Below are 23948 nucleotides of genomic sequence, written 5' to 3' on the forward strand. Positions count from 1 at the left end.
CCGTTAAAGGAGCACCCGAAACAATATGAACGCACCTGCAATCGATACTCCCCTCCTATGGGGGGATAAACGGTTTCATACCTGGAACCATGAAATGAAAAACGAATTCAACAACAAAGTGTTCAAAGTCATGCTGGACGCCGGCTTTACTTGTCCCAATCGCGACGGCTCCATTGCCAAAGGCGGCTGCACTTTCTGCAGTGCCCGCGGATCAGGGGATTTCGCCGGCAGCAGACGCGACGATCTGGTAACGCAGTTTAATACTATTCGGGACAAGCAGCATCTAAAGTGGCCGAACGCCCAATATATCGGTTACTTTCAGGCTTATACGAATACGTATGCCCCTGTCGAAGTCCTCCGTGAATACTTCGAAGTCATCCTGCGGCAGCCCGGCGTGGTCGGCCTCTCGATTGCGACGCGTCCCGACTGTCTGCCCGATGACGTGGTTGAATATTTGGCTGAATTGAACGAGCGAACCTATCTATGGGTCGAAATGGGATTGCAAACAATCCACGAGTCCACCTCCACCCTGATCAACCGGGCACATGATACCCGATGTTACGAGGAAGCCGTCGTCAAACTGCGCAGGCACAACATCCGCGTATGTACGCACATCATCTACGGATTGCCGCAGGAAACGCATGAAATGATGCTCGATACCGGGCGCGCGGTAGCCAATATGGATGTGCAGGGCATCAAAATCCATCTGCTTCACCTCATGCGCAAAACGCCGATGGTCAAACAGTATGAAGCCGGGCTGCTGCGTTTCCTGGAGCAGGACGAGTATATCAAGTTGATCGTGGATACGTTGGAAATGCTGCCTCCGGAAATGATCGTGCACCGCCTGACCGGCGACGCGCCACGCAATCTGCTGATCGGACCGATGTGGTCGCTCAAGAAATGGGAAGTGCTCAATTCCATTGACCGGGAGCTTCGTGAACGGGATTCCTGGCAGGGCAAGTATTGGAGGAGATGCTGATATGGGATTTTTATCGGTGCTCAGTTGTGCCCATCAATGGATTTCCGCTCGTTTGCAGCCCGGGGATCTCGCCATTGACGCGACCGTTGGCACTGGAGCGGATACATTGTTTCTTGCGCAAAGGGTAGGCCCGCGCGGACAGGTGATCGGTTTCGATATTCAAAACGAAGCCCTCGCGCTCGCTCAAGCGCGCATTCGCAAACAAGAGGATGCAGCCAAGCTGGGCTCCATCTCCCTGCTGCAGCTTGGCCATGAACGCATGGCCGAGGCCGTTCCCGAAGATTGGCATGGGTCGGTCGGCGCGGTGATGTTCAACCTTGGCTATCTGCCATCGGAAGGGGCAGATTCGTCTATCATTACCCAGACGGATAGTACCATTGGTGCTCTGGAAGCCGCCCTGCAGCTCCTGCGGCCCCGTGGCATCATAACCACCGTGCTCTATCCGGGCCATGACGGAGGGGCCCAGGAAGCCGATGCCGTTTGGCAGTGGGCGTCTGCCTTGCCGGTGGAGCAAGCCCAGACGGTCGTTTACCGTCAATTGCAGCGGGATACCTCACCTTTTTTGATCGGCATCGAAAAAAAGTAATTTGCACGGTCACGGTCTAAAGGGCTAAGTGCAGCATTTAGCCCTTGCCCACTGTCATCCTGTCGTTTTATACTGCATGCCGCTGTCTGCCAACAGAAGCCATCCCGGCTCTGAGGCCCGGTTTGACGCCGTTGGCGCAATGGCCTGCTATACATATCATCATGCAACCGTATACATGTTGTTCAGCAACATGTGCTGATTAAAGTGATTCGCCATTTTATATAATAGAGGAGAGAACTATACGATGACTAAACCATATCCTTTGCAATTTCAACCTGAATTTAAAGAGCGCGTCTGGGGAGGGCGTGCGCTGGAGCAATTCGGCCTGACCCCGCCCGAAGGACATATCGGCGAAGGCTGGATGATTGCGGACCATCCGAACGGAACAACGAAAGTGATCAACGGCGAGTTGGCGGGAAAAGGCTTGGATGAAGTGCGCGAACTGCTCGGCACGGAATGGCTCGGAACCAAAGGCGTTTCCAAAAAAGGCGGACGCTTCCCGCTTCTAATCAAACTGCTGGACTGCAATGACGATTTATCCGTTCAAGTCCATCCGACCGACGACTACGCAGAACTTCCTCCAGGCGAGCTCGGCAAAACAGAAATGTGGTACGTACTCGACGCCAAACCGGGCGCGCACATCATTTATGGCCTGAACGACGGCGTGGATCGGGAAACGTTGAAATCCGCGCTGGAAAACGGAACGGTGATGGATACGCTGCGCCAAGTTCCCGTTGAAGCAGGCGACACGTTCTTCATCCCTGCGGGAACGGTTCACGCCCTTTGCGCTGGCGTGGTCGTCGCCGAAATTCAGCAAAACTCGGATACCACTTATCGTCTCTACGACTACAACCGCCCTGGTCTTGACGGAAAGCCGCGCGAACTGCACATTGAGGATTCCCTTAACGTAACAGCTTACGAAGGCGCAGGTGCCACAACGATGAAAACAGGCAACGCCGTTCCGGGAGAATGGCTGAAACTTGCGGAATGCCCTTATTTCGTCGTCGAAAAAGGCGTCGTGCGCAATCAGTGGGAGCTCACCACGGATGCGGAAAGCTTCACCATACTCGTCGTTTGCGACGGCAGCGGTTTGCTGAGATGGGGCAACAGCGACGCGGAGCGCGTCGAACTGAAGGCAGGGCAATGTTACCTGCTTCCGGCCAATCTCGGCGCTTATACGATGGATGGGAACGCCACTGTGCTCCGTTCATACCTTCCTTAATTGGCACCGGACGGGAATAGGAACGAGGTTTGTATCATGAAGAAGGGAGCTATGCTCATGCAGGAATCGACCTTTGACCTCATCGCCAATGACGGGAGCCGAATCCACGTGTATCGTTGGCTGCCCTCTTCGGATACTTCCGTTAAAGGCGTGCTCCAGATTGGACACGGCATGGCTGAAACCGCGGCCAGATATGCAGAGTTTGCCCAATCGCTCACGCAAAGCGGATACGCCGTATATGCCAATGACCACCGCGGGCATGGAAAAACGGCTGGAAGCCCGGAAATGCTGGGCGATGCAGGCTCAGATGCATTTCGCTGGATGGCAAGCGACATGATGAACCTGGGGGAAGTAGCCGCCAAGGAGCATCCGGGGGTACCCATCATTTTGATGGGACATAGCATGGGGTCTTTTTTGGTTCAGCATCTCATGTATGCGGGTCATGAACGTTATTCGGCCTTTATTTTGTCAGGTACCAACGGTAAACGCAGCCTGCTGCAATTGGGTGAAAAACTGGCCTGGCTGCAATGCAGCCTCCAAGGGGCCGCACATCATAGCTTGCTGCTTAACGCCATCGTATTTGGCGGCTTTAATCGCGCGTTCCGCCCCGCGGCAACGCCTTTTGACTGGCTCTCCAGGGATCAGGCCGAAGTCAAAAAATTTATTGATGACCCCATGTGCGGCAGCATCTGCACTGCAGGATTTTTCCGGGATTTTTTCCGGCTGCTGCTGGAAATCCATCTTCCCCATAACATGGCGGGCATCCCCAAAGATAAACCCGTTTTCCTGTTTTCCGGCGAACAGGACCCGGTTGGCTTGCATGGCAAAGGCGTTCAGAACCTGGTTGCCCAATATCGCAAGCTGCAGCTGCAAGATATCGAGGTTCGTCTGTACCCGGGTGGACGCCATGAAATGCTGCACGAAACGAACCGAGCGGAGGTGACCCAGGACATCCTGGAGTGGCTGGAACGGCATTTACCGCTGCTCAGCGGCGCTGCTGCAGACACAGGCACAGAAACAAACGCCATCGCCGACAATTTTCCGGCCGACTCCTTGTGAGGGACAGGTTAACTCTATCAAAGACAGAAGCCCCTGATCGGACACAGCACAGGCTGTGTCCCCGATCAAGGGCTTCTTCGTTCATTCTTTTGAAATGTCAATAAGTGCTTAGGAAAGCATCATCGCTTACCTGCTTGTACGCTTGAATTATCCTTCAATCAGCAGCGATTCCGGATCTTCCAGCAGTTCTTTGATCGTCACCAGGAAGCGTACGGCATCCGCACCATCAATGATGCGATGGTCATAAGACAACGCAATATACATCATTGGACGGTTTTCCATGCGCTCGGCATCGATCGCCACCGGACGAAGCTGGATGTTATGCATGCCGAGAATACCTACTTGAGGTGTATTCAGAATCGGCGTGGACAACAGCGAGCCAAACGTACCGCCATTAGTAATGGTGAACGTTCCTCCTTGAAGATCAGACAAGGCCAGCGTGTTCGTACGTGCTTTGGATGCCAGATCTGCAATGCTGCGTTCGATCTCGGCAAAGCTCAAGCGATCCGCATCACGGACGACAGGCACAACCAAACCTTCCTTCGCCGAAACGGCAATGCCGATGTCATAGTATTTTTTGAGAATGATGTCTTCGCCATCGATTTCAGCGTTGATCATCGGGAATTTTTTCAGCGCCCCAACGACCGCTTTGGTAAAGAAGGACATGAAGCCAAGGCCGATGTCATGCTTCTCCTTGAACTTGTCTTTGCGGCGTTTGCGCACGTCCATGATCGCCGTCATGTCGACCTCGTTAAACGTGGTCAGCATCGCTGCCGTTTGCTGTGCTTCCACCAGACGTTTTGCAATCGTTGCCCGGCGGCGCGTCATGCGCTGGCGCTCAACGGGTTTCGCATATGTAGCTGCGCTAGGAGCGGGCGCACTCGGCGCAGACGGCTTGCTGGGTGCCTGTGCGGCCGGAGTAGCCGGAGCAGCCGGTTGACTGCCGTGATTTTTGACGTCCTCTTGGTAAACACGTCCGATCGGGTCTTTGCTTTGCACTTGATCCAGCTCAATGCCGCGCTCGCGGGCAAGCTTTCGCGCAGCAGGAGAAGCTGCCTTCACGCCCGCTTCGGAAACTTCCGGAGCCGCCGGTACGGGAGCAACAGCCTGTGGAGCCGGAGCTTGCTTCTTCGGTTCAGGCGCAGGGTCGGAAGCAGCTGGGGAGGCAGGAGCACTTGCGGCTCCCGCTCCAACAGCGATGATACCGATCGCTTCGCCGATCTCGACGGTATCTCCCTCCTGCCGAAGGATTTTTTCCAAAACCCCGCTCTCTTCCGCACTGATCTCGATGTTTACCTTATCCGTCTCAAGCTCCAGAAGAACATCGCCCTGATTGACGGCATCTCCTTCTTTGACAAGCCATCTGGATACGGTTCCTTCCGTAATCGATTCGCCCATGGCGGGAACTTTAATTTCACTCACAGCTGTTACCTCCCCAGTGGAATATTGTTCTTTGTCATTTGCTTCAAGGTTGCCGTAATGATCTGCTGCTGTTCCAGGCTGTGTACGCGCTGATACCCGCTGGATGGGCTTGCATGCTCAGGACGGCCTTCATAGCGCACTGTTGTCCCTTCCGGAGCAATCTCGCGGAGGCGAGGTTCCATGTACGTCCATGCGCCCATGTTTTTATTTTCTTCCTGCACCCACACCAGTTCCTTCGCATTGCTGAAACGGGCCAGCACACGCTTGATTTCTTCGGCAGGGAACGGGTAGAGCTGCTCAACACGGATAATGTGGAGCCATGACCAATCGTTCTTGTCTTTTTCGATCGCATCTTCCAGATCGATGGCGATTTTGCCGCTGCACAGTACGATGCGTTCAACGCGATCCGGTTTCGTCCCCAGACCTGCTTGTTCCAGAATCGGTTCGAAGCGGCCTTCGCTGAATTCCGATGCCGGAGCAGCCACACGCGGATTGCGGATCAGGCTTTTCGGCGACATCATGACAAGCGGTTTGGCGTCTTCGGTGTCGGTCAGCGAAGCCTGGCGGCGCAGCAAATGGAAATATTGCGACGATCTGCTCAGGTTTACGATCATCATGTTATCCTCGGCCGCGAGCTGCAGGAAACGCTCCAACCGGGCACTGGTATGTTCCGGACCTTGACCTTCATTGCCGTGCGGAAGCAGCATGACCAGGCTTGATTTTTGCGACCATTTGGCGCGGCCTGCAGATACGAACTGGTCGAAAATAACTTGCGCACAGTTGGCAAAATCGCCGAATTGCGCTTCCCAGATCACTAGCGTCTCGGGGGAGTACACGTTATAGCCGTATTCGAAGCCTAACACCGATTCTTCGGAAAGCGGGCTGTTGTAGATGGCAAACGAAGCTTTCGCCTGCGGCAGATGGTGAAGCGGGCAATATTTCGACCCGTTGACCGCATCGTGAAGCACAAGATTCCGGTGAGCGAACGTGGCGCGCTCCGCGTCCTGCCCGCTGATCCGAATCGGTTTGCCGTCGGCGATAATGGTCGCGAAGGCCAGCGTTTCCGCAAGGCTCCAATCGACCTTTTCCCCTTCGTTCAGCGCCGTTTTGCGACGCTGCAAAATACGCTGCAGCTTCGGATACACGTTGAAGTTTTCCGGCCATTTGAGCAAATCGGCATTGATGCCGCGCAATCGGTCCAGCGGAACCGCCGTTGGCATGAGAGATACGGCTTCCGGCTGCGCAGCTTGCAGCTGCCCTTTCTCACGTACTTCATTGTTTTTCATCTGCTCATAAGCTTCTTTCAAACGATTGCCTACATCCTCGCGAATGCTCCCGATCAGAGCATCGTCGACAATGGCATCCTTTTTCAGCTGATCCTGATACAGATGGCTGACGGTTGGATGGTTTTTCACTTTTTCGTATACGGTCGGCTGCGTCGTTTCCGGATCATCCGTTTCGTTATGGCCGTAACGGCGGTACCCGATCAGGTCGATCAGGAAATCCTTTTTGAAACGATTGCGATACTCAGCCGCCATGCGAATGGCCGCGATACACGCTTCCGGGTTGTCGGCATTGACGTGCACGATCGGGATTTCATACCCTTTCGCAAGGTCACTGGCGTAATATGTGGACCGCGAATCGGAACTATCGGTCGTAAACCCGAGGCGGTTGTTAACGATAATGTGAATGGTCCCGCCATTTTGATACCCTGGCAATGCTTTGAAATTGAGCGTTTCCGCCACGATTCCCTCACCCGGGAATGCTGCGTCGCCGTGCATCAGAATGGTTGCCGCTTTGCTTACGTCCTGTTTCGGATAGCCTGGGTCTCTGCGATCGTCCTGTGCGGCACGGGCAAACCCTTGCACTACCGGATTGACGTATTCCAAGTGGCTCGGATTGTTGGCAAGCGTCAAGCGAGCCTGCACCGTTTCGCCTTCTTTGACGTAGCGATTGGCCCCTAAGTGATATTTGACATCCCCCGTCCAGCCGTAATTGATGCCGGTCGAACCTTCCGACGGAACGAGATCCTTGTTCGGGGAATGATGAAATTCAGCGAAAATTTTGCTATAAGGTTTCCCCAGCACGTGGGCAAGGACGTTCAGACGACCGCGGTGAGCCATCCCCATCAGGATGTGGCTTGAGCCCGAATGCGCCATGATTCGCACAGCTTCATCCAGCATCGGTACGAGCACGTCGTTACCTTCGATGGAGAAACGCTTCTGACCCACAAATGTTTTATGAAGGAAATCCTCGAACTGCTCGGCTTCCACGAGACGTTTCAGCAATGCCTTGCGTTCCTCATGGGTAAGCGGAGCCGGAGACGTCCGGGATTCCGCCCGCCGGTTCAACCATTCGCGTTCACGGACGTCATGGACATGGCTGAATTCATAAGCAATCGGCCCCGTGTAAATCTGGCGCAAACGTTGAATGGCATCCCATCCGTTTAACGTCTGGCCGTCAGCGCCTTCCCAGATCAGGGAAGCCGGCAACGCCTTGAGGTCCTCTTCGTTCAATTCGAAATGCTCTGGTTCCAACAGCGATGTATCCGCCGACTCACTGATGCCAAGCGGATCGATATCCGCAGCAAGGTGACCGTAAGTCCGGATATTCCATACCAGTTTACCCGCTGTAACCGCTTTCTGTAATAATTGGATATCCACGCTTCCGGTCGCGTTTTGGGCAGAACCAGATTGCGTGGCTATATGTGCATCTCTGCCGGGCATCGGCGGAGCACCCCATTGTTCAAACAATTCCTGATAGGCCGGGGTTACCGATCCTGGATCTTGAGAAAATAATTCGTATTGCTCCTGTACGTATCCCAGGTTAGGTCCATAGTAACTCTCCCAGGGTTTCTTGTTGCCTTCCTCGATCGTCATCGACGTTCCCTCCGTCTTGATTTAGTCGTTGTTTTGACGGAAATCATTGACCGCCTAAATTCGCGTTCGATCAACATTTTAAGCGAAATTTTTCATGAAGTCCAATCATCGTGCTGACTGTGGCAATTACGTTGTTCCGACGCTTCCGTCAACGTTTGTCTGCGTTTTCAAAAATGCTCAAAACAAGTTTTTTCGGTATGCCATCGCACAGATATCGAGTATTGTCCTGATCCGTTCGAGGGCCACACTTTCTTCGATCATGCTGTGATGAAGTTCATGTTTCTAATACCATTCTATAAACTTTCTCGCTCAGGAGCATTTCCTATTTTTAGTCCGATTGATGCATAAATTAGATGAATCGGAGCATTACGGCATAAAACACTTTAAAAAAAGGACTCCTGATATAATTTTGGACCATTATGTCCTTGAACAAACAGCAGCTCGCAAAAAAATAGGTTTACATGCAATTCATTGCCCATCATCGGATTTTAGCATCGTGAAGGATTTCGACCTGTCATGGAACCCTTCACCCGTCCGTGCCGCAATTATGTAAAATAAGCCGGGCACGGGCCGTTTATCCACGTTTTGGTGAAATCGTGATTCTTCAAGTTCGCTGTCAAGAAGCTTTTTGATGTTCCATCGTATGCTTAAAACCAAAGTTTGCCTCGTAATTTATGCCTAAATAGTATAATAACATATAACTAATTGTTATATAAAGTTTTATAGGTCAGCCTCGGGCCTCACCCGCATGTGTAGGGACAACAAAAATACTTCTCACATCGGAATGATCCAACATGAGAAGTATTGTATGCTCTCCATTTAATGTATCGCGCGTTATAGATCAATTGCTCATCGATTTTCCAAAGTGAACTCCCTTACAATAGGCCAAAGAAAATGACAATCGGAGTAGCGGGATTTGAACCCACGACCTCACCCACCCCAAGGGTGCGCGCTACCAGGCTGCGCTATACCCCGATATTGGCCAGTTTCCAGCCCCATGCGCTGTTTCCCTATGCGGCAGTTCTGTTCGTCTCACCCAAACCGACTGCCACGTATGACCCTATTATAGCGCATACATTAGCATTCTTGCAATATTTAACAGAAGCAAAATAGAAAGAAGGCTTCAGAAACCGTGCCTACGTTACCGATACTTCTCTCCAGTTTCATTCGTTTCGAGAACTCGCCTGAACATGCTTACGTATCATGTGCTCCGCAAAAGGGGTTAAAGCTACCTCTTGAACTTGATCCCGCGTAAACCAACCGGCACCGAACGAATCGTGTCCGTCCGGTTCTTTTCTGATCTTCGTCGCATCTGTCGCAAACTTCAATCTCACATCGTACAGAATGCCTACATGATACAGTTCTTCGGGTTGCCCCTGATACAACCAGTGAACGACGTTGGATTGGGCACCGTAGATAGCGACTTCAACATCCGTGAGCCCTGTTTCCTCTTCAATCTCGCGATGCAAGGCAGATTCCGGAGATTCGCCGAATTCGGGCCTGCCGCCCGGCAAATCCCATTTCCCTTGATAAGCGCCTCGCGCTTTGCGAATCAGCAAAAATTTCCCTTCGCATTCGATCAAACCATAAACACCCAAGTGTGTATGTCGATTCATGGATCGGCTCCTTTACTCGTTCCTGTTCAGGTTTGCGCCATACACTAACTTTACGCTCGTCCCCTTTTATTGCTTCCGCAAAGCCAGGCGCATGGCCAAATTCTCTCCTTCAATCAACAACGCGGTAAGGCCCTGATCGGAACCGGATTGATGGTTCTCTCCGTTTCTCCAATAAGCAGCCTCGCCTGCACGGATCTTTTCATGTTGTCCATCGGCGCCTTCTACCCATCCCTCACCTTCCAGCACCAGAAACACCTGCTCCGATACTGCAGGATGCAAACCAAGATGACCTCCGGCAGCAAGTCTCAGGCAGGCTACATGACAATCCGCCATGCTTCTCAATACCGGGGTTATTTGAGCTCCCTCGCTTCCAAATGCCGTAATGATACGACCGTCCTCTACATTCAAGCTATAAATTTCTATACCTCATGCTCCTCTCCAACCTGCTCCAGATCCATCGATAAACGAATCATGTCCACGCAGCGAATGCCGTCCTCAATAATCTCTTCATCATAATGCCTTATAAAGAAATCGCGATCGACCCCCACAATGCGGAAGCCGCAGCGTTGATAGAGCTTCAATTGATGCAGACTTGAATTCCCCGTACCAATCTCAACGGTTTTCCCGCCCATTTTGCGTGCGGCCTTAATCGCTTCCTTGATCATGTGCCGGCCGACACCCTGTCCTTGCAATTCCTCCTGAACGGCAATGTTGACGATCTCCACCGTCTCCGGACGGGTTTTGAGCAGCACGAATTCCCCCACCATCTCTCCTTCATATTCCGCGATAAAACAAACGCCTCGATTCAGATACTCGTCAACTATCGCTTTGGAAGGGTCCGCCATCAATAATAGATCGTACGGTTTTTCTTCTTCCCAATTCAAGATCCGGAACGACAGCCTCATTTCGACTCTCCACCTTTTCCCCATTCAATATTCTTTTCGCCTTGCTTGCGAAATCCAGCATTCATTCTTAATAACGTATGTACTTAACGATCTGTTTGAAATGCAAAATAAATTTCATGCCTCGCCTTTCCCTGCTTGATTGGCATAATGTCGGATCATCATGCCCGAAGCCTTGCGCATTCCTTTTCGTTCATAAAATAGCCTTCCGCAACTTGATCATGCTTGATTCCCTCTACATCGGATTGATATGTAATCCCCATAGATTTCCTCCTTCTTTCAGCAAAGCCAATCTTCATTATATCACAATATATGGATATGAATATACAGAAAGGATAATATGGGTCTATAGCAAACCGAGCATCCTTTATTTCATGACGGCGTCGTTAAATGTCATAAACGTTTCCTTTAACGTACGCTGCGTCGATTTTTCCCAAATGACACTCCGCTCGAACGTGCCTTCTTCAAAAAATCGCGGAAACCGTTCGGCGAACCAATCCTGCATCGGCAGTTCAAGCGCCTGTTCTTTCGCTACCCACAACAGCTCGCCTTCAGGCGGGTCCGGCAGAAGTTCCCCTTCGAACGATGTCGCTACATAATTAAATACCATATAGCGAAGTTCCTGCAGAGGATCGCAAAATTCGTCCAACCCTTTATACGTGATCTCCTTCACCTGAAGCCCTGTCTCCTCCCTGACCTCCCGCACGGCACCGTCCACAATGCTCTCCGGAAAGTCCACCTTTCCCCCTGGCGCAATGTACCCCGGAAAACCTTTCCGGTCCGGCCGGTTCATTAACAGTACCCTTCCGGCTGCTTTATCCCATACCATGCACATCGTATAAATTTCCACTCTCATGCTAGTCCTCCTACCTGATGCCTTGATCCTCAAACGATCGATGACTGAATATTCAAAAATTACAAAAGCGGACCGCACCTGACAGCTCGCAGTCCGCCGACTTAGCTCAGGCCGTCACGTCATTGACGTAATCCGCACCCTGCGTTCCTTCCACTCCGCACGCCCATACGCCTGCAGCAGGCCGAATTTGCGAATGCTCGCCTTCGGCACGGATTTGTAAGGCAAAGTAACGATAAAATCCTCCGCAAACGGAAAATAAGACAATCCCACCTTTTCACCGGACAACCATTCCGCCTGAATCACTTGCCCTGCGCAAGCATCGAACGAACATGTCAGCCCCTTCGAGAAAAATTCGTAACGCGCCGCGGGCGTTCCCGGCTCTTCCATGCACAGAAACAGGCTTAGCTGGTCGCAGAACAGCATAATCCCCACATCCCGTTCGACCCTCCGCTGCATCTCTTCTCCCCCGCCCAACCGCATTTCCAACGCAAGCTGGTACTCTCGCTCCGTTTCAAGATAATTCCGGATGTTTTCATCGTCTTGCGGACTGGCCCCCAACGTTTTCTGGAACAGATCCGTGTACATCTTGCTGCAGAGCAGGCCGGCATACGGGCTCTTTTGGCAGACTTCTTCGACTCCCTTTCGATAAAAGACAAATCGCGGGCGCAGCGGAAAATCCCGAAATGAATACGGCGACTGGCTGTAATCGTTCCAGAAAGGAGCGGCATCAAGCTCAATCCACCCTCGATCATGCTCCTTAGTCGCCAGAAGGAGTTCATCCCGCTGGGTTCCCTCCGGCAGCAGTTCCGTTTTCCAATGTGCCGCGAGCTCACCTGCTGCCAGTCCATGTTCATGCTGCGTGGTCAAAACAAAATCATGCTCTCTCTCGTATACGATCATTTGCCGTCACCCTTCCGCATGGTATATATATTTTTGCGTGTTGAATCAAGGGAACTGCCTTCATGGACAAGCTGCTAACCAGCGACTTTCGTCACCCTGCAACAAAATGGTACATGTCAAGATGTTGTCAGTTCCCTGAAATTTGGTACACTAAAGACTGTGTCACAGACTATATTACATATAGAAAGCGGGATCTCATGAATCCATATTCACCGTACATCGAGTTTGACCGCAAGGAATGGGCCGGACTGAAAGAGCAGCAGGCCACGCTTACATTGACGGAGGCTGAACTCAAGCAGCTGAAAAGTCTTAACGAGGAAGTATCCATTCAGGAAGTGGAAGACATCTATCTACCTCTTACCCACTTTATTGACCTATACGCCAGAGTTTCGCGCGAGCTCAATCGATTGACGGCCTCTTTCATGAAAAAGGAAGCGGTACCCGTACCTTATATTATCGGAATCGGAGGCAGCGTTGCCGTGGGCAAAAGCACAACCGCGCGCCTGCTTCAGACCTTGCTGGCCAGAGGCAAAAGCAAACCGCGGGTTGACCTGGTCACCACCGACGGGTTCCTTTACCCTAATGCCGTGCTCGAAGAGAAAGGCATCATGAATCGCAAAGGCTTTCCTGAAAGCTATGATATCAAAGCGCTGATTCAATTCATGGGAGACGTGAAATCAGGCAAGCCCGAGATCAAAGCTCCTGTTTACTCCCATTTGGCCTATGACGTCATTCCGGGTGAAGAAAAGGTCATCTCCCAACCGGACATCCTTATTCTGGAAGGCATTAACGTACTTCAGGTGAAAAAGGAGACGCCTTTGCTGGTCAGCGATTTTTTCGATTTCTCCATCTATATCGATGCAGAAGAAGAACACATTCGGCACTGGTACATCGAACGGTTCAAGCTGCTGCGCGCTACGGCTTTTCAGGACAAAGGGTCCTTTTTCCACAACCGATTTGCCAACATCGACGAAGAGGAAACCGTGCGCACCGCCAGCCAAATCTGGCAGGACATCAATGCCAAAAACCTGCATGAGAACATTTTGCCAACCAAAGGGCGGGCTCGCCTGATCCTGAAAAAGGAAGCCGACCATTCCATTCAGCGCATCCGCCTGCGCAAGCTGTAAGCAACAGGATATTATTGCACTTGCTGAAATTCGAGAAAATTCTAAAGGAGACGAGTCGCATGCAAACATTGATCGCGCTAGGAAGCATCATGATGTTTTTGGCCGTTGCCCTGGGAGCTTTCGGGGCACATGCTCTTAAACGCAGATTGTCCGTCGATATGATCAAAATTTACGAGACGGGTGTATTGTATCATTTGGTTCACGGTCTTGGCCTGATCCTGATCGGATTACTAGCCGATCGGTTGGAACAAAGCCATCTTGTTTCCGTCGCCGGTTGGTTGTTGTTTGCGGGCATTATCCTGTTTTCGGGCAGCCTGTACGCGCTAAGCATCACCGGCGTTCGCAAACTCGGCGCGATTACGCCGCTTGGCGGCGTTGCTTTTCTCGCGGGATGGGGCATCCTGCTGATTGCCGTCCTGTAGTTCCGTTTAAGAGTCTGTTTATAGAACAAAAAGAGTGTTCCAGTCGATATCCTTATCGCTTGAGCACTCTTTTGCTGCTTTTAGCCGTCCCAGCATCGGCGGAGCATGGGAACGTCCCCATTCCCTTGTCTCTCCAGCACGAATACATCCGGATTCGAAAGCATCTTCCATTGCTCAAAACCAAAGCTCGGATCGTACGTCCGGATCAACAAGGACAGCAGGTTTCCATGGGTGATCACTGCTGCGCGTTGTTCGGATCTGCCCCACAACTCCTTCAGCACTTCCATTCCCCTGCTCGTTGCGATTCGGGATGACTCCCCGCCTTCTTCTGCCCAATCCTCATCCAAATATGTATGCGCAAGGACGTCCATCCAGTTGTCCAGATGCCGAGTACTCAACACCCGCTCTTGAAGACGTTCGTCGGTATGTATATGCCGCATCACCGTCCGAGCAAGCGGGACAGCGGTATGAATCGTCCGTTTCCATGGACTGGAAACGATATATTCGATCGCGGAGTCGGCCAGCAACTCCGCCAAACGTTCAGCCTGGACCAAACCAAGATCCGTAAGCTCGGCATCCGGCTCCTGGCCCGAAGCCTGGGCATGTCGAATGAGATAAATGGACTGCACGGCCAACCCTCCTGCATTCTGTAGCTCTAATGCGCCTTTAGCAGCTTTCCAAATAGGCGAGCGCACGTTTCATTTTTTCACGATCCTCTTCCCGACCCGACGAGCTCAGGAAAGAAATTTGACTTTCATCCCATTTGCCTGACTGGTCGGAAACGCCCAACAGCTGCTTCAGCCGTTTGACGGTGCCCTGGCTTCCGTCAATGACTTGCACATGGTCCGGCAAAACGGATTCGAGAATGTTCGTGTAGTACGGATAGTGAGTACAACCAAGCACCACCGTTCCGTATTGCTTCATGTCAAGGCCCTCCAGCTTTTGACGGAAATAGCCGGCGATTTTGTCGGGATCAAAATCGAGCTGTTCGCACCACTCGACAAGTTCGGGCAGCGGAACCGAGTCCACGCTGTAGTGATCGTCCACCCGGGACACCAGCGCATTGTATTTGCTTTGGCTCAAGGTTAGCGGAGTAGCAAACACCAGTACACGTTTGCCGTTCTTGCGATTCATTTCCACAGCAGGTTTGACCGCCGGCTCCATGCCGATTACCGGTATGTCCAGTCGGCTCCGCAGATCTCTGACCGCAAGGCTTGTCGCCGTATTGCAGGCAATGACAAGCGCCTTGACCTGCTCCTGCATAATGGCTTCCACACAATCAAAAATATGTCCGCGCACCGCGTCGGCCGGCTTCGTACCATAAGGAACATGAAGCGTATCCGCATAATACAGAAACTGTTCCTGCGGAAGTCGTTTGAGAGCCTCGTGCAGCACCGTCAGGCCGCCGATGCCGGAATCAAAAAATGCAATTTTACTGTTCAAGGGTTTCACCTCATTACGTATGGTTTCGACTTTCAGGAATGTCGTGATTCCTGTTCATGATGACTGGAGGTGAGGAATGTTTACTCTGCCTTCATTTTATACTGTCTGAGCCAGTCTTTGCCACTCTCCCATGTTTCTACCGGGTTAGCTTCTCCCAGCAGGCTAGAGCCGGCTTCCGCCATGATCCACTCCCGCAGGCCATTGTCCGGACTCGTTTCCAACCGCTGCAGCAGAACCCGCAATCCGGTCGTATCCAAATCCAACAACTGGTTATAAGCATCCGCGCTGGAGGCAATATACGCGTGAGGGTTGCTATGCACCATGCCGGCCGAGGAGCTGGTGATTTGCTGCAAGCTCTGCTCGATTCGCAATACGGCAATCCCTTCGTTTACCTGAACGGAGACATCCCACAACATGGCCAGGAGCAAACCTCCGCCCGCTGCCGCAAAAATCGCCTTCTTCCACATCTGATGGTTAGTCACAATGCTCCCTCCCGCTGCCGATCCAAACGTAAAGCCCATCTCTCTTCATTTACGTTTTGGCCGGACAAATGCTGCGTCTGTCGCTCTACGATCTCAAAACCGAAGGAACTGTACAACCGGCGAGCGTCGGCTAACGCTTCGTTGGTCCATAACACGATTCGGCCATAACTCCGCTCCTCTGCGAAACGAATGGCCTGCTCCAGCAGTTTGCGCCCCCAGCCTTGTCCCCGTGCCCCCGGTTCGAGCAGGAACCAGCGAAGCTGCGCCGTATGCTCGTCCGCTCTGACCAGCCCGATTGATCCTGCATGCCGGCCATCCAATTCCACGACCCACATCATTTCATGCTCATGATCGTGCCCGAACTGCTGCACTGCATTCTTCACAAAGGCGGCGAACCCTTCATCATAATTATACTCCTCGCGATAAATACGAATATGTGCTGCAATGACATGTTGCAGGTCCTTTTGTTCATACATGCGGATCATCGTATGTCCGTCCTCCATTCGCGGGTCTTTCCCTGAACGTCATCCGTTCAACAAACGCTGCAAGAGTCTTTCGCCGTCACTTCGTTTTCTGGATGCATGCTCTTCCAAAAAAGCCGGCAGCTCCCGGGGTTCTGCAGGACGGTATCCCGCCCCACAACCACAGTTATGATACGTGAAGCCGTGCTCATACAAAGTGATCACCTTTGCCCATTGCTTCACGTCCTTTTGTTTGGGCGCCCTGAAATCCTGACCCATGCTGTGCATCGGCATGCCGCACTGGGGACAAACAGGTTCCAACGTCTCATAAACCCCGGGTTCCAGATCATATTTGGAAGTTTGTTTGAACGATTTGCGGCACGCGAAACAGGCAAATACTTCCTTGTAAGGTCCATTCATCGCATATCTGCACATGCAACTGCCCCCTCCTGTTTCTCGTTAAGAACTTTTAACGTAGAAGTACGTCATATGGGCTTCATCATATCCATGGCCCTGAACGACAAGCGCGTTTTTTTCAATGCCGTATACCTCGAACCCATGCTGTTCATACAATCGTTTGGCGGATTCATTCGAGTCAACCACGCTCAGGTTGATCTGCTGCAGCCCGTCCAGCCTTCTGCCGCGCTCCAATACCTCTTTCAGCAAACCCGAAGCTATGCCTTGGCCGCGAAACGGCGGCGACACATAAACTCCCCAAATGAATGCTTTGTGTTTCAACTTGAGTCCTTGCTCCCTTTTGAAGCCCATCATGCCTGCAAGCTGGCCTTCTTCCGTGTAGGCTCCCAAAATATAATCGTCGGGATCGGTATGAATGCGTTCCCGAACCTCTTCCAACGGAATCGGTACAGACATTTCATAGGAAGCGCCGAACGACTCGGGATGGTTTTTCAGCGCTTCCAGCCGCAACGGCCAATATGCTTCTGCCTCATCCGGCAGAATGCCGCGAAAAATGATTTTCGATGAGTCCACTCGTTCATTCATGCTCCGCCACTCCATTCACCTCGTAAGGATAATCGATCTGTCTCTTCACGTCTGCCAAACCCGTAAAAAACACAAAAGCATTTTCGTGAACGCGCACCTCCGACATGTATTGAAACGTAACTGTAACCTGAACGGCCATCCCATTACTTTCGTTTCGCCGACTGTTCCAATCCACGGGCGATGATCCATTCCAGCCATTTCCAAGGCAAGAATGATTTTGCGAAAATAAGCATGCCCGAATCTTTGCCCAACGCATAACGGAGGCGCGGAGAACGCATACGCACGATACGGGCGATCTGATCCGCGACATCCTGCGGGTTTGGGGCGGTCTGCGAAGCCCGGCGGGAATAATTCAGCACCGCGTCCAACTGCTCCTTGTATGGCGAATCCTCGCGGTTTCTGATATTACCCAGCCCTTTGCCCCAGATGGGCGTACGATAAGCACCAGGTTCTACGAGCACCACTTTGACGCCCCAGGGCCGCATCTCATGACGCAGGCTCTCCGTGAAACCTTCCACGGCAAATTTGGAAGCCGCATATGGCCCATACCCCGGAAAACCGGACAATCCGCTGACGCTGGAAAGGTTGATGATCAGTCCATCTTTGCGGACCCGCATGCCCGGGAGCACCTCGCGAGTCACCCCGATCAGACCGAACAAATTCGTCTCCATCTGGCCTCTCCAATCCTCCATCGTCAGCTCCTCAATGAAACCGCCCACGGCAAAACCCGCATTGTTCACCAGCACATCAATCCGCCCGCGAATCCGCAACGCTTCAGCAACCGCCTCCCGGATGGATTCGGTATCCGTGACGTCCAATCGCATAAAATGCAGCCGATCCAGGACGCCCGCTTCTTCGGCGCGTTTTGCCAGTTCCTCCTTGCGCCCGAGATCACGCATCGTTGCTGCGACCCGGTATCCCTGTTTGGCCAGCGTCACTGCAGTAAGCATGCCGAAACCGCTCGACGTGCCCGTAATCAACGCAACAGGTTCATCTTGCCCCCTCTTTCGTTCCGTCACCCCGATCATCCTTCCCGTTTCAACGAATTTCCTTCCACTTGGCGGATCGTCATGCCCGCTCTCTCTCCACCCTGCGCAACTTGGTGACGCCAGGTTCGAATGTATACGGAACATGCCTGATGTCGGGCAAGTCGCATTCCAAACGTTCAGCCAATGCACAAAGCTCTGCCGATACCTTGGTCTCGATCTGTTCCGTTGTTTCCGCCCCGACGTGCCGTATGGAGACTTCCAGTTCCCCACCGACGCGCTGCACCACCCGGTAATGCAAAATGGCGGGAGAAGCGGCGATGACCGCCCGAGCAACAAAATCAGGAAATACGGGCACAGGCTCTCCGGTCACGCGATGCAAAAAAGAAAGCATATCATCGCAGCGTCCTTCGATCCGCTCGATGGCGGTAAACGGTGAACCGCAGGCGCAGCGCCCTTCCGCCTCCGTCAGAATGTCGTTCAGCCTGTAACGCACAATGGGCTGAGAAGTGCGGGAAAAATCCGTAACGATCGGCACGAAGCGCCGCGTGGACGGATCGATGTATTCCTTTTCGATATGCACGACGTCCTCATTGAGATGCAGCATGCCCATGCGGCAGGACGCCCCCAGGAAACCTTCGGTGCACTGATACGCCTGATGGATCGTCTGGCCGAACGTCTGCTCCAGCACGCTGCGGTCCAGCGGGTCAAGCACCTCGGCTACCGAGATGATTTTGTCCGGTCTGACGGTCAAGGTACCTTTCGCATAGGCCTCGCCCAACATGCGCAGCATGGATGGAGGCGCAACCCACACCGTGGCCCGATACGCTTCCAACCGCCCAATCAGTTCATGAACGGGCTCCAACAGGTCGAAATATTGAAACTGAAGCCGACCGCGCTGGACCGATTCGTATAAATTGCTGCTCGCCCGCAGAAAAAACGCGATCCGCGCCTTCCGCCACAGCCCGCCCGGCAGCAGCTTGGCCAGCACCGTACCCGTCCAGGCATCCTGCTCGCGCTCGCTCACCAGAAACAATCCGCGGTTGCCGGACGTTCCCGAAGACAGACCTACCGTCATGCCCTGCAGCGATGGTTTGAAATTGCGCGTTTCCTCCCCCTCTCCGGCGAGGGCCATCGCTTCGTCTTTCGATATGCCGACCGTGTTGAGCCGATCGAAATGCTGCATCATCAGCGTTTTATCGATCAGCGGGAAATTTCTCCAGTCAGACGACGCAATCCCTGCCCACCATTCCCGGTAAAAAGGAGAGCTTTCGCGGATGCGATCGACGTGGCGAACGATCTGCCGCTCCTGCCAGCGCTCAAGCGCCTGGCGCGTCCTCCAAGTTCGGAGCCCCCGAGTCAATGCGTAGTGGCGCAGTATGCGAAACGTGCTCATCGGGTCGCCCCCTCGGCCGTTCCCCAGGCTTGCAGCGCTTCGCGGCAATGGCTGGGCACGATTCGAATGTGAGGGAATCGCTGATGCATCGCGATCAACCGGTCAAAGTTGCGACGATACTCCCCCCGGTCCGACATGATGAGGCCGGCAAACGCATGCGGCCTGCGTTGTTCGCGAAAGGCCCTGCTGGACCAGACAGCGTCGGCGCACAGGAAATAATCGTGCCTGCCCGTGCTGAGCAGCAGTCCCATCATGCCTGCGGCATGTCCGGAAACATCAACGCCCAATATGCTGCCATCCCCAAACAGATCGTAGACCTCCGGAAATGGAAAATCTGCCGGAAGGCTTTCCACTCGCTTCGCCTTTCCTGTCACGGGAAGAGACCTGGCCTCAAAATCTTCCGGCAGCAATCCGGACAGGAAACCTGCCCGCACGGCAGCGATCGGGCCCAATGAACGAACGGCATCGTAGGCCTGCGGCAAATAGATCATTTTTGCCTGCGGAAAATCCCGCACGCCCGCAATGTGATCCCCGTGGAAATGCGAGAGAATGATATAGCGAATGTCTTCCGGCTGCAGGCCGATCCGCGCCAAAAACCGAACGGCACCGTCCCCTTCATTGTAGACGACGGGCGTAATATAACGGTACAGCGCATTGGGCAGACGATTCGTTTCCCGGAAGAAACGCGAGCTATAACCCGTATCCAGCAGCATGGGTCCATGCACCGGATGCACGATGCAGGCGAAACCGGCCGGAAACGAAACGGGGCGCAGGCTTCCGCCGCGCAGTGTCAGGAATTCGGGATGCGTGCAGTACCCCGCAGCGCCAAGGTGCAGTTCAACGGCGGTCGATATCAGCATGCAGCAGCCCTCCACCAATCCGCGAATTTCCGCAAGCCTTCGTCCACGGACAATCGCGGCGCATACCCGAGCTTTCGCTTCGCGTCGTTAATGTCCAAGGTCTGCGTGACGGCTAACGAGCCGACCGTATAGCGGGTAAGCATCGGCTCCCCGAGAAAAGGCAGCAGGCGATGCACCCCTTCGAGCACCGCCGCGGCTCCGTACGCCGTCCGAAGCGATATGCGGCGCGTGCGCAAAGGCAGTTCGAGCATCGAGAAAAGGTCGGCAACGACGTCCTTGAACGGCCTTGGATCGCCGTTGGATATGTTGTACGCCCTGCCGAGCGCTTGTTCGTCGGCTTTCCAGCAAAGCAGCAGCGCGTCCACGACGTTATCGACGCACGTCAGATCGATCTCCGCCTGTCCGCCATCGATCATCGGCACGCCCGATTTGGCATTCGCCGCCACGATCCGCGGGAACAGCGTCCGGTCATGGGGGCCGAAGATGGCTCTCGGACGAATGATAATGGAAGGCATTCCTTCGGCGTGAGCCTGAAGCACAGCCTGTTCGGCCAAACGTTTCGTCGCCGCATAATGATTCGCCGGTCTCGGCGGCAAGGGATCATCCTCATGAATCATATGCCTGGAAACGTATCCGAAGTACACGCTTGGCGTGGATACATGAATTAATCGCTGCACGCCTGATCGCAGGCACGCATCGGCTACATTTTGCGTGCCTTCCACGTTGCTGCCGTAAAATTCGCGATACGCTCCCCATGGCGACGATAACGCCGCGCAGTGGAACACCGCATCCTGTCCTTGGCATGCCTGTTCGACAGCGTGTTTGTCCCGAAGGTCGCCGCGCACAAACCGAATGCCCTCCGCTTCCGATTGAAGCGACTGGCCCAAGCCGGAATCGCGCCCCATGGCGGTAACCTCCCAGCCTTCCGAAGCCAGCCTGACGGCCAGGTTGCGGCCGAGGCAGCCGGTGGCCCCCGTTACCAATGCTCTGTTCATTGCTGTTCACCATTCCATTCTATGTCATGAGTCAGGGCTTCCGTCAGAGAAACCCGATAGTTCCGTGCAAGCCGCCATGCGTCCAGCACGATGCGCGGCTGCTGCAGCCAGGGTCTTCCATCCCCGCGAGCGTATACGACATCGCGAGCGCCCTTCCAGGCATGCGCCCATTTCCGCAATCGGGACGGCGTCCACGCATATTTTAGTCCGACGCCCAGCATCGGCAGCAGCAGCATGGCCTTGGCATCAGGCTCCGGAACAACCATGCGCCCTTCGCTCGCCAGACGTTCAGGAGCCAACAAGGCGCTGACCAGCTCTTCCCCCGAACCAAACAGATGAATGCCGCTCGTGGCACGGGGATTGCACTCTATGGCAAACACTTGGCCATCCGGCGTTTCCATGAAATCGAAGCTGATCTGGCCGCTATAGTTCGTCCCCTCGACAAAACGCCTGACCCAACGCAGTGCCTGCTCATGTTCCAGATGCTCAAAATGCACGCTGGCTCCTGCCCGGCCTGTCCGGAAACGATTCTCGTAAGCGGCATGCGCCACCACCAAGCCTTCATGCGCAATGCTGTAGGTGCACACTCCCCGGCCTTCAATATAAGACTGTGCGACCCAAGGAGAAGCCGGGGACAAACGATCGCCTTCCGGCGGTTCATTCCGGTATGAGTGCCGGGTTTGGGAAAGATCGTGCAATGGCATGCTCCATGCCCCACGCCGATTCCCGCCGCTGCGCATTTTCGGCAGCCGCACTTTGGAAGCAAAGCGGGAATACACCGGTTTCCATACCCAGTGCCCCTTTGCCTGCAAGTCAGCGTCTTCCTTGATCCACTGCCGACGACTCTCGATCAGGCGAGTTTCGGGAACCGGAAGACCCAGCGAGCGGGCAAGCAAAATAAACTCATGTTTATGATGCAGCCTATGCAGCTGTTCCATGGCCGGAGCCAAAACACGGCAGTGCTCGCGCAGCCGCTCCGCCCCCCGGGCCACGTGGAAAATCTCCTCGCACATCGGGATCAGCACATCGATCTGATGAAACTTTACCAAGCTCTCCAAGGCCTCCAAATACGCGGCCCGCTCTTGGCGTGGCGGCGGTACCGCCAAACACCGGTCTACCGCGGAAGACGCACTGCATAGATGGTGTTTCATGCTCTCGGCAACATATACCTTATGGCCTGTCCGCTTAAGCATGCGCGCCAAATCAAGCGTCACCGGCGCACGCCCGCCCGTCAATAACACGCGAAGGGGAGTAGAGCGCATATGGCCTTGCACGGCAATGTCAATAGTCAAAAATGAGTCCCCCCAGAGACAATCCCGCAGCCGTGCCCACCATCAGCACCCTGTCGCCCCGTTGAATGCGCTGCTGGCGAATGGCTTCATGCAGCCCCATCGGAATGGACGCGGCAATCGTATTGCCATGATTGCGCGTGATGTCCATGAACCGTTCCGCCGGAATGCCCAGTTTTTTGCGAAGCAGCCTCATCGCCATCGCGCTTCCCTGATGGGGAATGACCAGTTTGAAATCCTCCATCCGCGTTGCGGAAGCCGCAAGCAAGTCATCCATAAATCCCGGGAGCAGCCTTGACGCCATACGAAAAATCGCCTGCCCATCCATATGAAACAAATACGGCTCCGGTGCGGAAGCATCGTAATGGGCCGCATGAAGCCTTGTTCCTCCACCGGCAATCTCCGAGTAGCGCGCTCCCCGGCTGTACGTTTTCATCGAGGCATGCACGATCCGGGAACTCTCGTTGTCGGCAGCCCGCTCAATAATAACAGCCGCTGCCCCGTCCCCGAAAAGCGCGGCGCTTTCTTTGTCTGCCCAGTTTAGTCCCGGCGAAGCAATCTCCGAGGCAACCAGCAGCACCCGGTGGTAACGGCCCGCATCTACCATATAAGAGATCACGTCCAGACCGTTCAGGAAGCTCAGGCAAGTCGCGTCCATGTCAAAGGCCGGGATGCCCGAATCCTGCTCTCCCATGGCCTGCTGGATGAACGCAGCCGTGCTTGGCAGAGGCTGCTCCTTCGTGCCGCTCGTACACACGAGGCAGTCCACATCGGTGAATTGCAACCCGGCATCCTCCAGTGCCGCCTCCGCCGCCCTTGCTCCCATGTACGACGACGTTTCCTTTCCTTCGGCATAGTGACGCACGCCCACACCCGTCGCTTTGCCAACCCAGCCTGCAGGCACCTGCAGGCGAGCATCCAGTTCCTCATCCGTTACTTTCCGTACCGGAAGATACTTTCCGGTTCCAACGATCTTCACTCTTCTAAGCTGCAATGGCCCAACCTCTTTCTATTTATGTAACGGAAAAAAGGCAGACGATCTGCCTCTTCCACATCTTCATGTC

26 protein-coding genes and 1 tRNA gene are annotated in these 23948 nt (G+C 53.8%); 6 read left to right on the plus strand and 21 right to left on the minus strand.

The window, feature by feature from the left end; translation table 11 throughout:
* Nucleotides 1-25: 25 nt before the first annotated feature.
* From mnmL to RSX24_RS04660, 4 genes are all read left to right on the plus strand, one after another.
* Nucleotides 26-979 carry a tRNA modification radical SAM protein MnmL/YtqA gene (mnmL, locus tag RSX24_RS04645; RefSeq protein ID WP_343259783.1) on the plus strand — a complete coding sequence of 318 codons (954 nt, stop codon included), beginning with the start codon at nt 26-28 and terminating at the stop codon, nt 977-979.
* A 1-nt stretch (nt 980) separates the two neighbouring features.
* Nucleotides 981-1565 carry a tRNA 5-(aminomethyl)-2-thiouridylate-methyltransferase MnmM gene (mnmM, locus tag RSX24_RS04650; protein WP_343259784.1) on the plus strand — a complete coding sequence of 195 codons (585 nt, stop codon included), beginning with the start codon at nt 981-983 and terminating at the stop codon, nt 1563-1565.
* Nucleotides 1566-1809: 244 nt separating this feature from the next.
* Nucleotides 1810-2787 carry a type I phosphomannose isomerase catalytic subunit gene (locus RSX24_RS04655; protein ID WP_236416007.1) on the plus strand — a complete coding sequence of 326 codons (978 nt, stop codon included), beginning with the start codon at nt 1810-1812 and terminating at the stop codon, nt 2785-2787.
* A 57-nt stretch (nt 2788-2844) separates the two neighbouring features.
* Nucleotides 2845-3846 carry an alpha/beta fold hydrolase gene (locus tag RSX24_RS04660; RefSeq protein ID WP_236416329.1) on the plus strand — a complete coding sequence of 334 codons (1002 nt, stop codon included), beginning with the start codon at nt 2845-2847 and terminating at the stop codon, nt 3844-3846.
* Between the two features lie 147 nt (nt 3847-3993).
* Here RSX24_RS04660 and odhB read toward each other — a convergent pair whose 3' ends face one another.
* The 8 genes from odhB to RSX24_RS04700 all read right to left on the minus strand — a co-directional run bounded on the left by odhB (nt 3994) and on the right by RSX24_RS04700 (nt 12421).
* Complete coding sequence (odhB, locus tag RSX24_RS04665) at nt 3994-5268, minus strand: 2-oxoglutarate dehydrogenase complex dihydrolipoyllysine-residue succinyltransferase (protein WP_343259785.1); 1275 nt, start codon at nt 5266-5268, stop codon at nt 3994-3996.
* A 5-nt stretch (nt 5269-5273) separates the two neighbouring features.
* Nucleotides 5274-8147, minus strand: coding sequence for a 2-oxoglutarate dehydrogenase E1 component (locus tag RSX24_RS04670; protein WP_236416009.1), 2874 nt, complete (start codon nt 8145-8147; stop codon nt 5274-5276).
* Between the two features lie 901 nt (nt 8148-9048).
* Nucleotides 9049-9122: transfer RNA gene (locus RSX24_RS04675), tRNA-Pro, on the minus strand.
* 188 nt (nt 9123-9310) lie between these two features.
* On the minus strand, nt 9311-9763 hold the full coding sequence (locus RSX24_RS04680; RefSeq protein ID WP_343259786.1) for an NUDIX domain-containing protein: 453 nt from the start codon (nt 9761-9763) through the stop codon (nt 9311-9313).
* A 66-nt stretch (nt 9764-9829) separates the two neighbouring features.
* A complete protein-coding gene (locus RSX24_RS04685; RefSeq protein WP_290371450.1) occupies nt 9830-10096 on the minus strand; it encodes a cupin domain-containing protein in 267 nt (88 codons plus the stop codon).
* 86 nt (nt 10097-10182) lie between these two features.
* Nucleotides 10183-10668, minus strand: a complete 486-nt coding sequence (locus tag RSX24_RS04690) for a GNAT family N-acetyltransferase (RefSeq protein WP_236416012.1) — start codon at nt 10666-10668, stop codon at nt 10183-10185.
* Nucleotides 10669-11032: 364 nt separating this feature from the next.
* Complete coding sequence (locus tag RSX24_RS04695; protein ID WP_236416016.1) at nt 11033-11521, minus strand: 8-oxo-dGTP diphosphatase; 489 nt, start codon at nt 11519-11521, stop codon at nt 11033-11035.
* Between the two features lie 114 nt (nt 11522-11635).
* Entirely contained in the window at nt 11636-12421 is a 786-nt protein-coding gene (locus RSX24_RS04700; protein WP_236416018.1) for a DUF3891 family protein, read from the minus strand.
* Between the two features lie 197 nt (nt 12422-12618).
* Here RSX24_RS04700 and coaA point away from each other — a divergent pair, with 197 nt between their 5' ends.
* On the plus strand, nt 12619-13548 hold the full coding sequence (coaA, locus tag RSX24_RS04705; protein ID WP_236416020.1) for a type I pantothenate kinase: 930 nt from the start codon (nt 12619-12621) through the stop codon (nt 13546-13548).
* 59 nt (nt 13549-13607) lie between these two features.
* Nucleotides 13608-13970 (plus strand): DUF423 domain-containing protein, encoded by a 363-nt coding sequence (locus RSX24_RS04710; protein WP_343259787.1) that lies wholly within the window; start codon nt 13608-13610, stop codon nt 13968-13970.
* Between the two features lie 80 nt (nt 13971-14050).
* On the opposite strand, the gene RSX24_RS04715 is transcribed toward RSX24_RS04710, so the two are convergent.
* The 13 genes from RSX24_RS04715 to RSX24_RS04775 all read right to left on the minus strand — a co-directional run bounded on the left by RSX24_RS04715 (nt 14051) and on the right by RSX24_RS04775 (nt 23878).
* Nucleotides 14051-14599 (minus strand): histidine phosphatase family protein, encoded by a 549-nt coding sequence (locus RSX24_RS04715; protein WP_343259788.1) that lies wholly within the window; start codon nt 14597-14599, stop codon nt 14051-14053.
* Nucleotides 14600-14636: 37 nt separating this feature from the next.
* Complete coding sequence (gene murI / locus RSX24_RS04720; RefSeq protein WP_339277051.1) at nt 14637-15413, minus strand: glutamate racemase; 777 nt, start codon at nt 15411-15413, stop codon at nt 14637-14639.
* Nucleotides 15414-15493: 80 nt separating this feature from the next.
* Nucleotides 15494-15895 carry a hypothetical protein gene (locus RSX24_RS04725; protein WP_343259789.1) on the minus strand — a complete coding sequence of 134 codons (402 nt, stop codon included), beginning with the start codon at nt 15893-15895 and terminating at the stop codon, nt 15494-15496.
* Nucleotides 15892-16380 carry a GNAT family N-acetyltransferase gene (locus tag RSX24_RS04730; RefSeq protein ID WP_343259790.1) on the minus strand — a complete coding sequence of 163 codons (489 nt, stop codon included), beginning with the start codon at nt 16378-16380 and terminating at the stop codon, nt 15892-15894. The genes RSX24_RS04725 and RSX24_RS04730 overlap by 4 nt, the downstream gene beginning before the upstream one ends.
* A 39-nt stretch (nt 16381-16419) precedes the next feature.
* On the minus strand, nt 16420-16791 hold the full coding sequence (locus RSX24_RS04735; protein WP_236416032.1) for a hypothetical protein: 372 nt from the start codon (nt 16789-16791) through the stop codon (nt 16420-16422).
* Nucleotides 16792-16815: 24 nt separating this feature from the next.
* Nucleotides 16816-17358, minus strand: coding sequence for a GNAT family N-acetyltransferase (locus RSX24_RS04740; protein ID WP_343259791.1), 543 nt, complete (start codon nt 17356-17358; stop codon nt 16816-16818).
* Nucleotides 17351-17497, minus strand: a complete 147-nt coding sequence (locus RSX24_RS04745) for a hypothetical protein (RefSeq protein ID WP_236416036.1) — start codon at nt 17495-17497, stop codon at nt 17351-17353. Before RSX24_RS04745 ends, RSX24_RS04740 begins: the two co-directional genes overlap by 8 nt.
* A gap of 4 nt (nt 17498-17501) precedes the next feature.
* Nucleotides 17502-18377 (minus strand): SDR family oxidoreductase, encoded by an 876-nt coding sequence (locus RSX24_RS04750; protein ID WP_438286756.1) that lies wholly within the window; start codon nt 18375-18377, stop codon nt 17502-17504.
* Nucleotides 18378-18426: 49 nt separating this feature from the next.
* The gene (locus RSX24_RS04755) at nt 18427-19740 is read right to left on the minus strand and encodes a F390 synthetase-related protein (protein WP_339277043.1); all 1314 of its coding nucleotides are present in this window, start codon (nt 19738-19740) and stop codon (nt 18427-18429) included.
* Nucleotides 19737-20600, minus strand: coding sequence for an MBL fold metallo-hydrolase (locus RSX24_RS04760; protein ID WP_343259792.1), 864 nt, complete (start codon nt 20598-20600; stop codon nt 19737-19739). The genes RSX24_RS04755 and RSX24_RS04760 overlap by 4 nt, the downstream gene beginning before the upstream one ends.
* Nucleotides 20594-21595 carry an NAD-dependent epimerase/dehydratase family protein gene (locus tag RSX24_RS04765; protein ID WP_343259793.1) on the minus strand — a complete coding sequence of 334 codons (1002 nt, stop codon included), beginning with the start codon at nt 21593-21595 and terminating at the stop codon, nt 20594-20596. Before RSX24_RS04765 ends, RSX24_RS04760 begins: the two co-directional genes overlap by 7 nt.
* Nucleotides 21592-22887, minus strand: a complete 1296-nt coding sequence (locus tag RSX24_RS04770) for an ATP-grasp domain-containing protein (protein WP_343259794.1) — start codon at nt 22885-22887, stop codon at nt 21592-21594. The genes RSX24_RS04765 and RSX24_RS04770 overlap by 4 nt, the downstream gene beginning before the upstream one ends.
* Nucleotides 22877-23878 carry a beta-ketoacyl-ACP synthase III gene (locus tag RSX24_RS04775; protein ID WP_343259795.1) on the minus strand — a complete coding sequence of 334 codons (1002 nt, stop codon included), beginning with the start codon at nt 23876-23878 and terminating at the stop codon, nt 22877-22879. The genes RSX24_RS04770 and RSX24_RS04775 overlap by 11 nt, the downstream gene beginning before the upstream one ends.
* Nucleotides 23879-23948: the final 70 nt, after the last annotated feature.

Source organism: Paenibacillus hubeiensis (assembly GCF_032334105.1).
GTDB lineage: Bacteria > Bacillota > Bacilli > Paenibacillales > Paenibacillaceae > Paenibacillus > Paenibacillus hubeiensis.

Excerpts from the sequence above, each read along its gene's own strand:
- RSX24_RS04655 (WP_236416007.1), top strand. The coding sequence starts at position 1,810 with ATGACTAAACCATATCCTTTGCAATTTCAACCTGAATTTAAAGAGCGC.
- RSX24_RS04685 (WP_290371450.1), bottom strand. The coding sequence starts at position 10,096 with ATGGCGGATTGTCATGTAGCCTGCCTGAGACTTGCTGCCGGAGGTCAT.
- RSX24_RS04690 (WP_236416012.1), bottom strand. The coding sequence starts at position 10,668 with ATGAGGCTGTCGTTCCGGATCTTGAATTGGGAAGAAGAAAAACCGTAC.
- RSX24_RS04670 (WP_236416009.1), bottom strand. The coding sequence starts at position 8,147 with ATGACGATCGAGGAAGGCAACAAGAAACCCTGGGAGAGTTACTATGGA.
- mnmL (WP_343259783.1), top strand. The coding sequence starts at position 26 with ATGAACGCACCTGCAATCGATACTCCCCTCCTATGGGGGGATAAACGG.
- RSX24_RS04730 (WP_343259790.1), bottom strand. The coding sequence starts at position 16,380 with ATGATCCGCATGTATGAACAAAAGGACCTGCAACATGTCATTGCAGCA.
- coaA (WP_236416020.1), top strand. The coding sequence starts at position 12,619 with ATGAATCCATATTCACCGTACATCGAGTTTGACCGCAAGGAATGGGCC.
- RSX24_RS04700 (WP_236416018.1), bottom strand. The coding sequence starts at position 12,421 with ATGATCGTATACGAGAGAGAGCATGATTTTGTTTTGACCACGCAGCAT.
- RSX24_RS04660 (WP_236416329.1), top strand. The coding sequence starts at position 2,845 with ATGCAGGAATCGACCTTTGACCTCATCGCCAATGACGGGAGCCGAATC.
- RSX24_RS04755 (WP_339277043.1), bottom strand. The coding sequence starts at position 19,740 with ATGAGCACGTTTCGCATACTGCGCCACTACGCATTGACTCGGGGGCTC.
- RSX24_RS04740 (WP_343259791.1), bottom strand. The coding sequence starts at position 17,358 with ATGAATGAACGAGTGGACTCATCGAAAATCATTTTTCGCGGCATTCTG.
- RSX24_RS04710 (WP_343259787.1), top strand. The coding sequence starts at position 13,608 with ATGCAAACATTGATCGCGCTAGGAAGCATCATGATGTTTTTGGCCGTT.
- RSX24_RS04695 (WP_236416016.1), bottom strand. The coding sequence starts at position 11,521 with ATGAGAGTGGAAATTTATACGATGTGCATGGTATGGGATAAAGCAGCC.
- RSX24_RS04680 (WP_343259786.1), bottom strand. The coding sequence starts at position 9,763 with ATGAATCGACATACACACTTGGGTGTTTATGGTTTGATCGAATGCGAA.
- RSX24_RS04765 (WP_343259793.1), bottom strand. The coding sequence starts at position 21,595 with ATGAACAGAGCATTGGTAACGGGGGCCACCGGCTGCCTCGGCCGCAAC.
- RSX24_RS04745 (WP_236416036.1), bottom strand. The coding sequence starts at position 17,497 with ATGGCCGTTCAGGTTACAGTTACGTTTCAATACATGTCGGAGGTGCGC.
- mnmM (WP_343259784.1), top strand. The coding sequence starts at position 981 with ATGGGATTTTTATCGGTGCTCAGTTGTGCCCATCAATGGATTTCCGCT.
- RSX24_RS04760 (WP_343259792.1), bottom strand. The coding sequence starts at position 20,600 with ATGCTGATATCGACCGCCGTTGAACTGCACCTTGGCGCTGCGGGGTAC.
- RSX24_RS04735 (WP_236416032.1), bottom strand. The coding sequence starts at position 16,791 with ATGTGCAGATATGCGATGAATGGACCTTACAAGGAAGTATTTGCCTGT.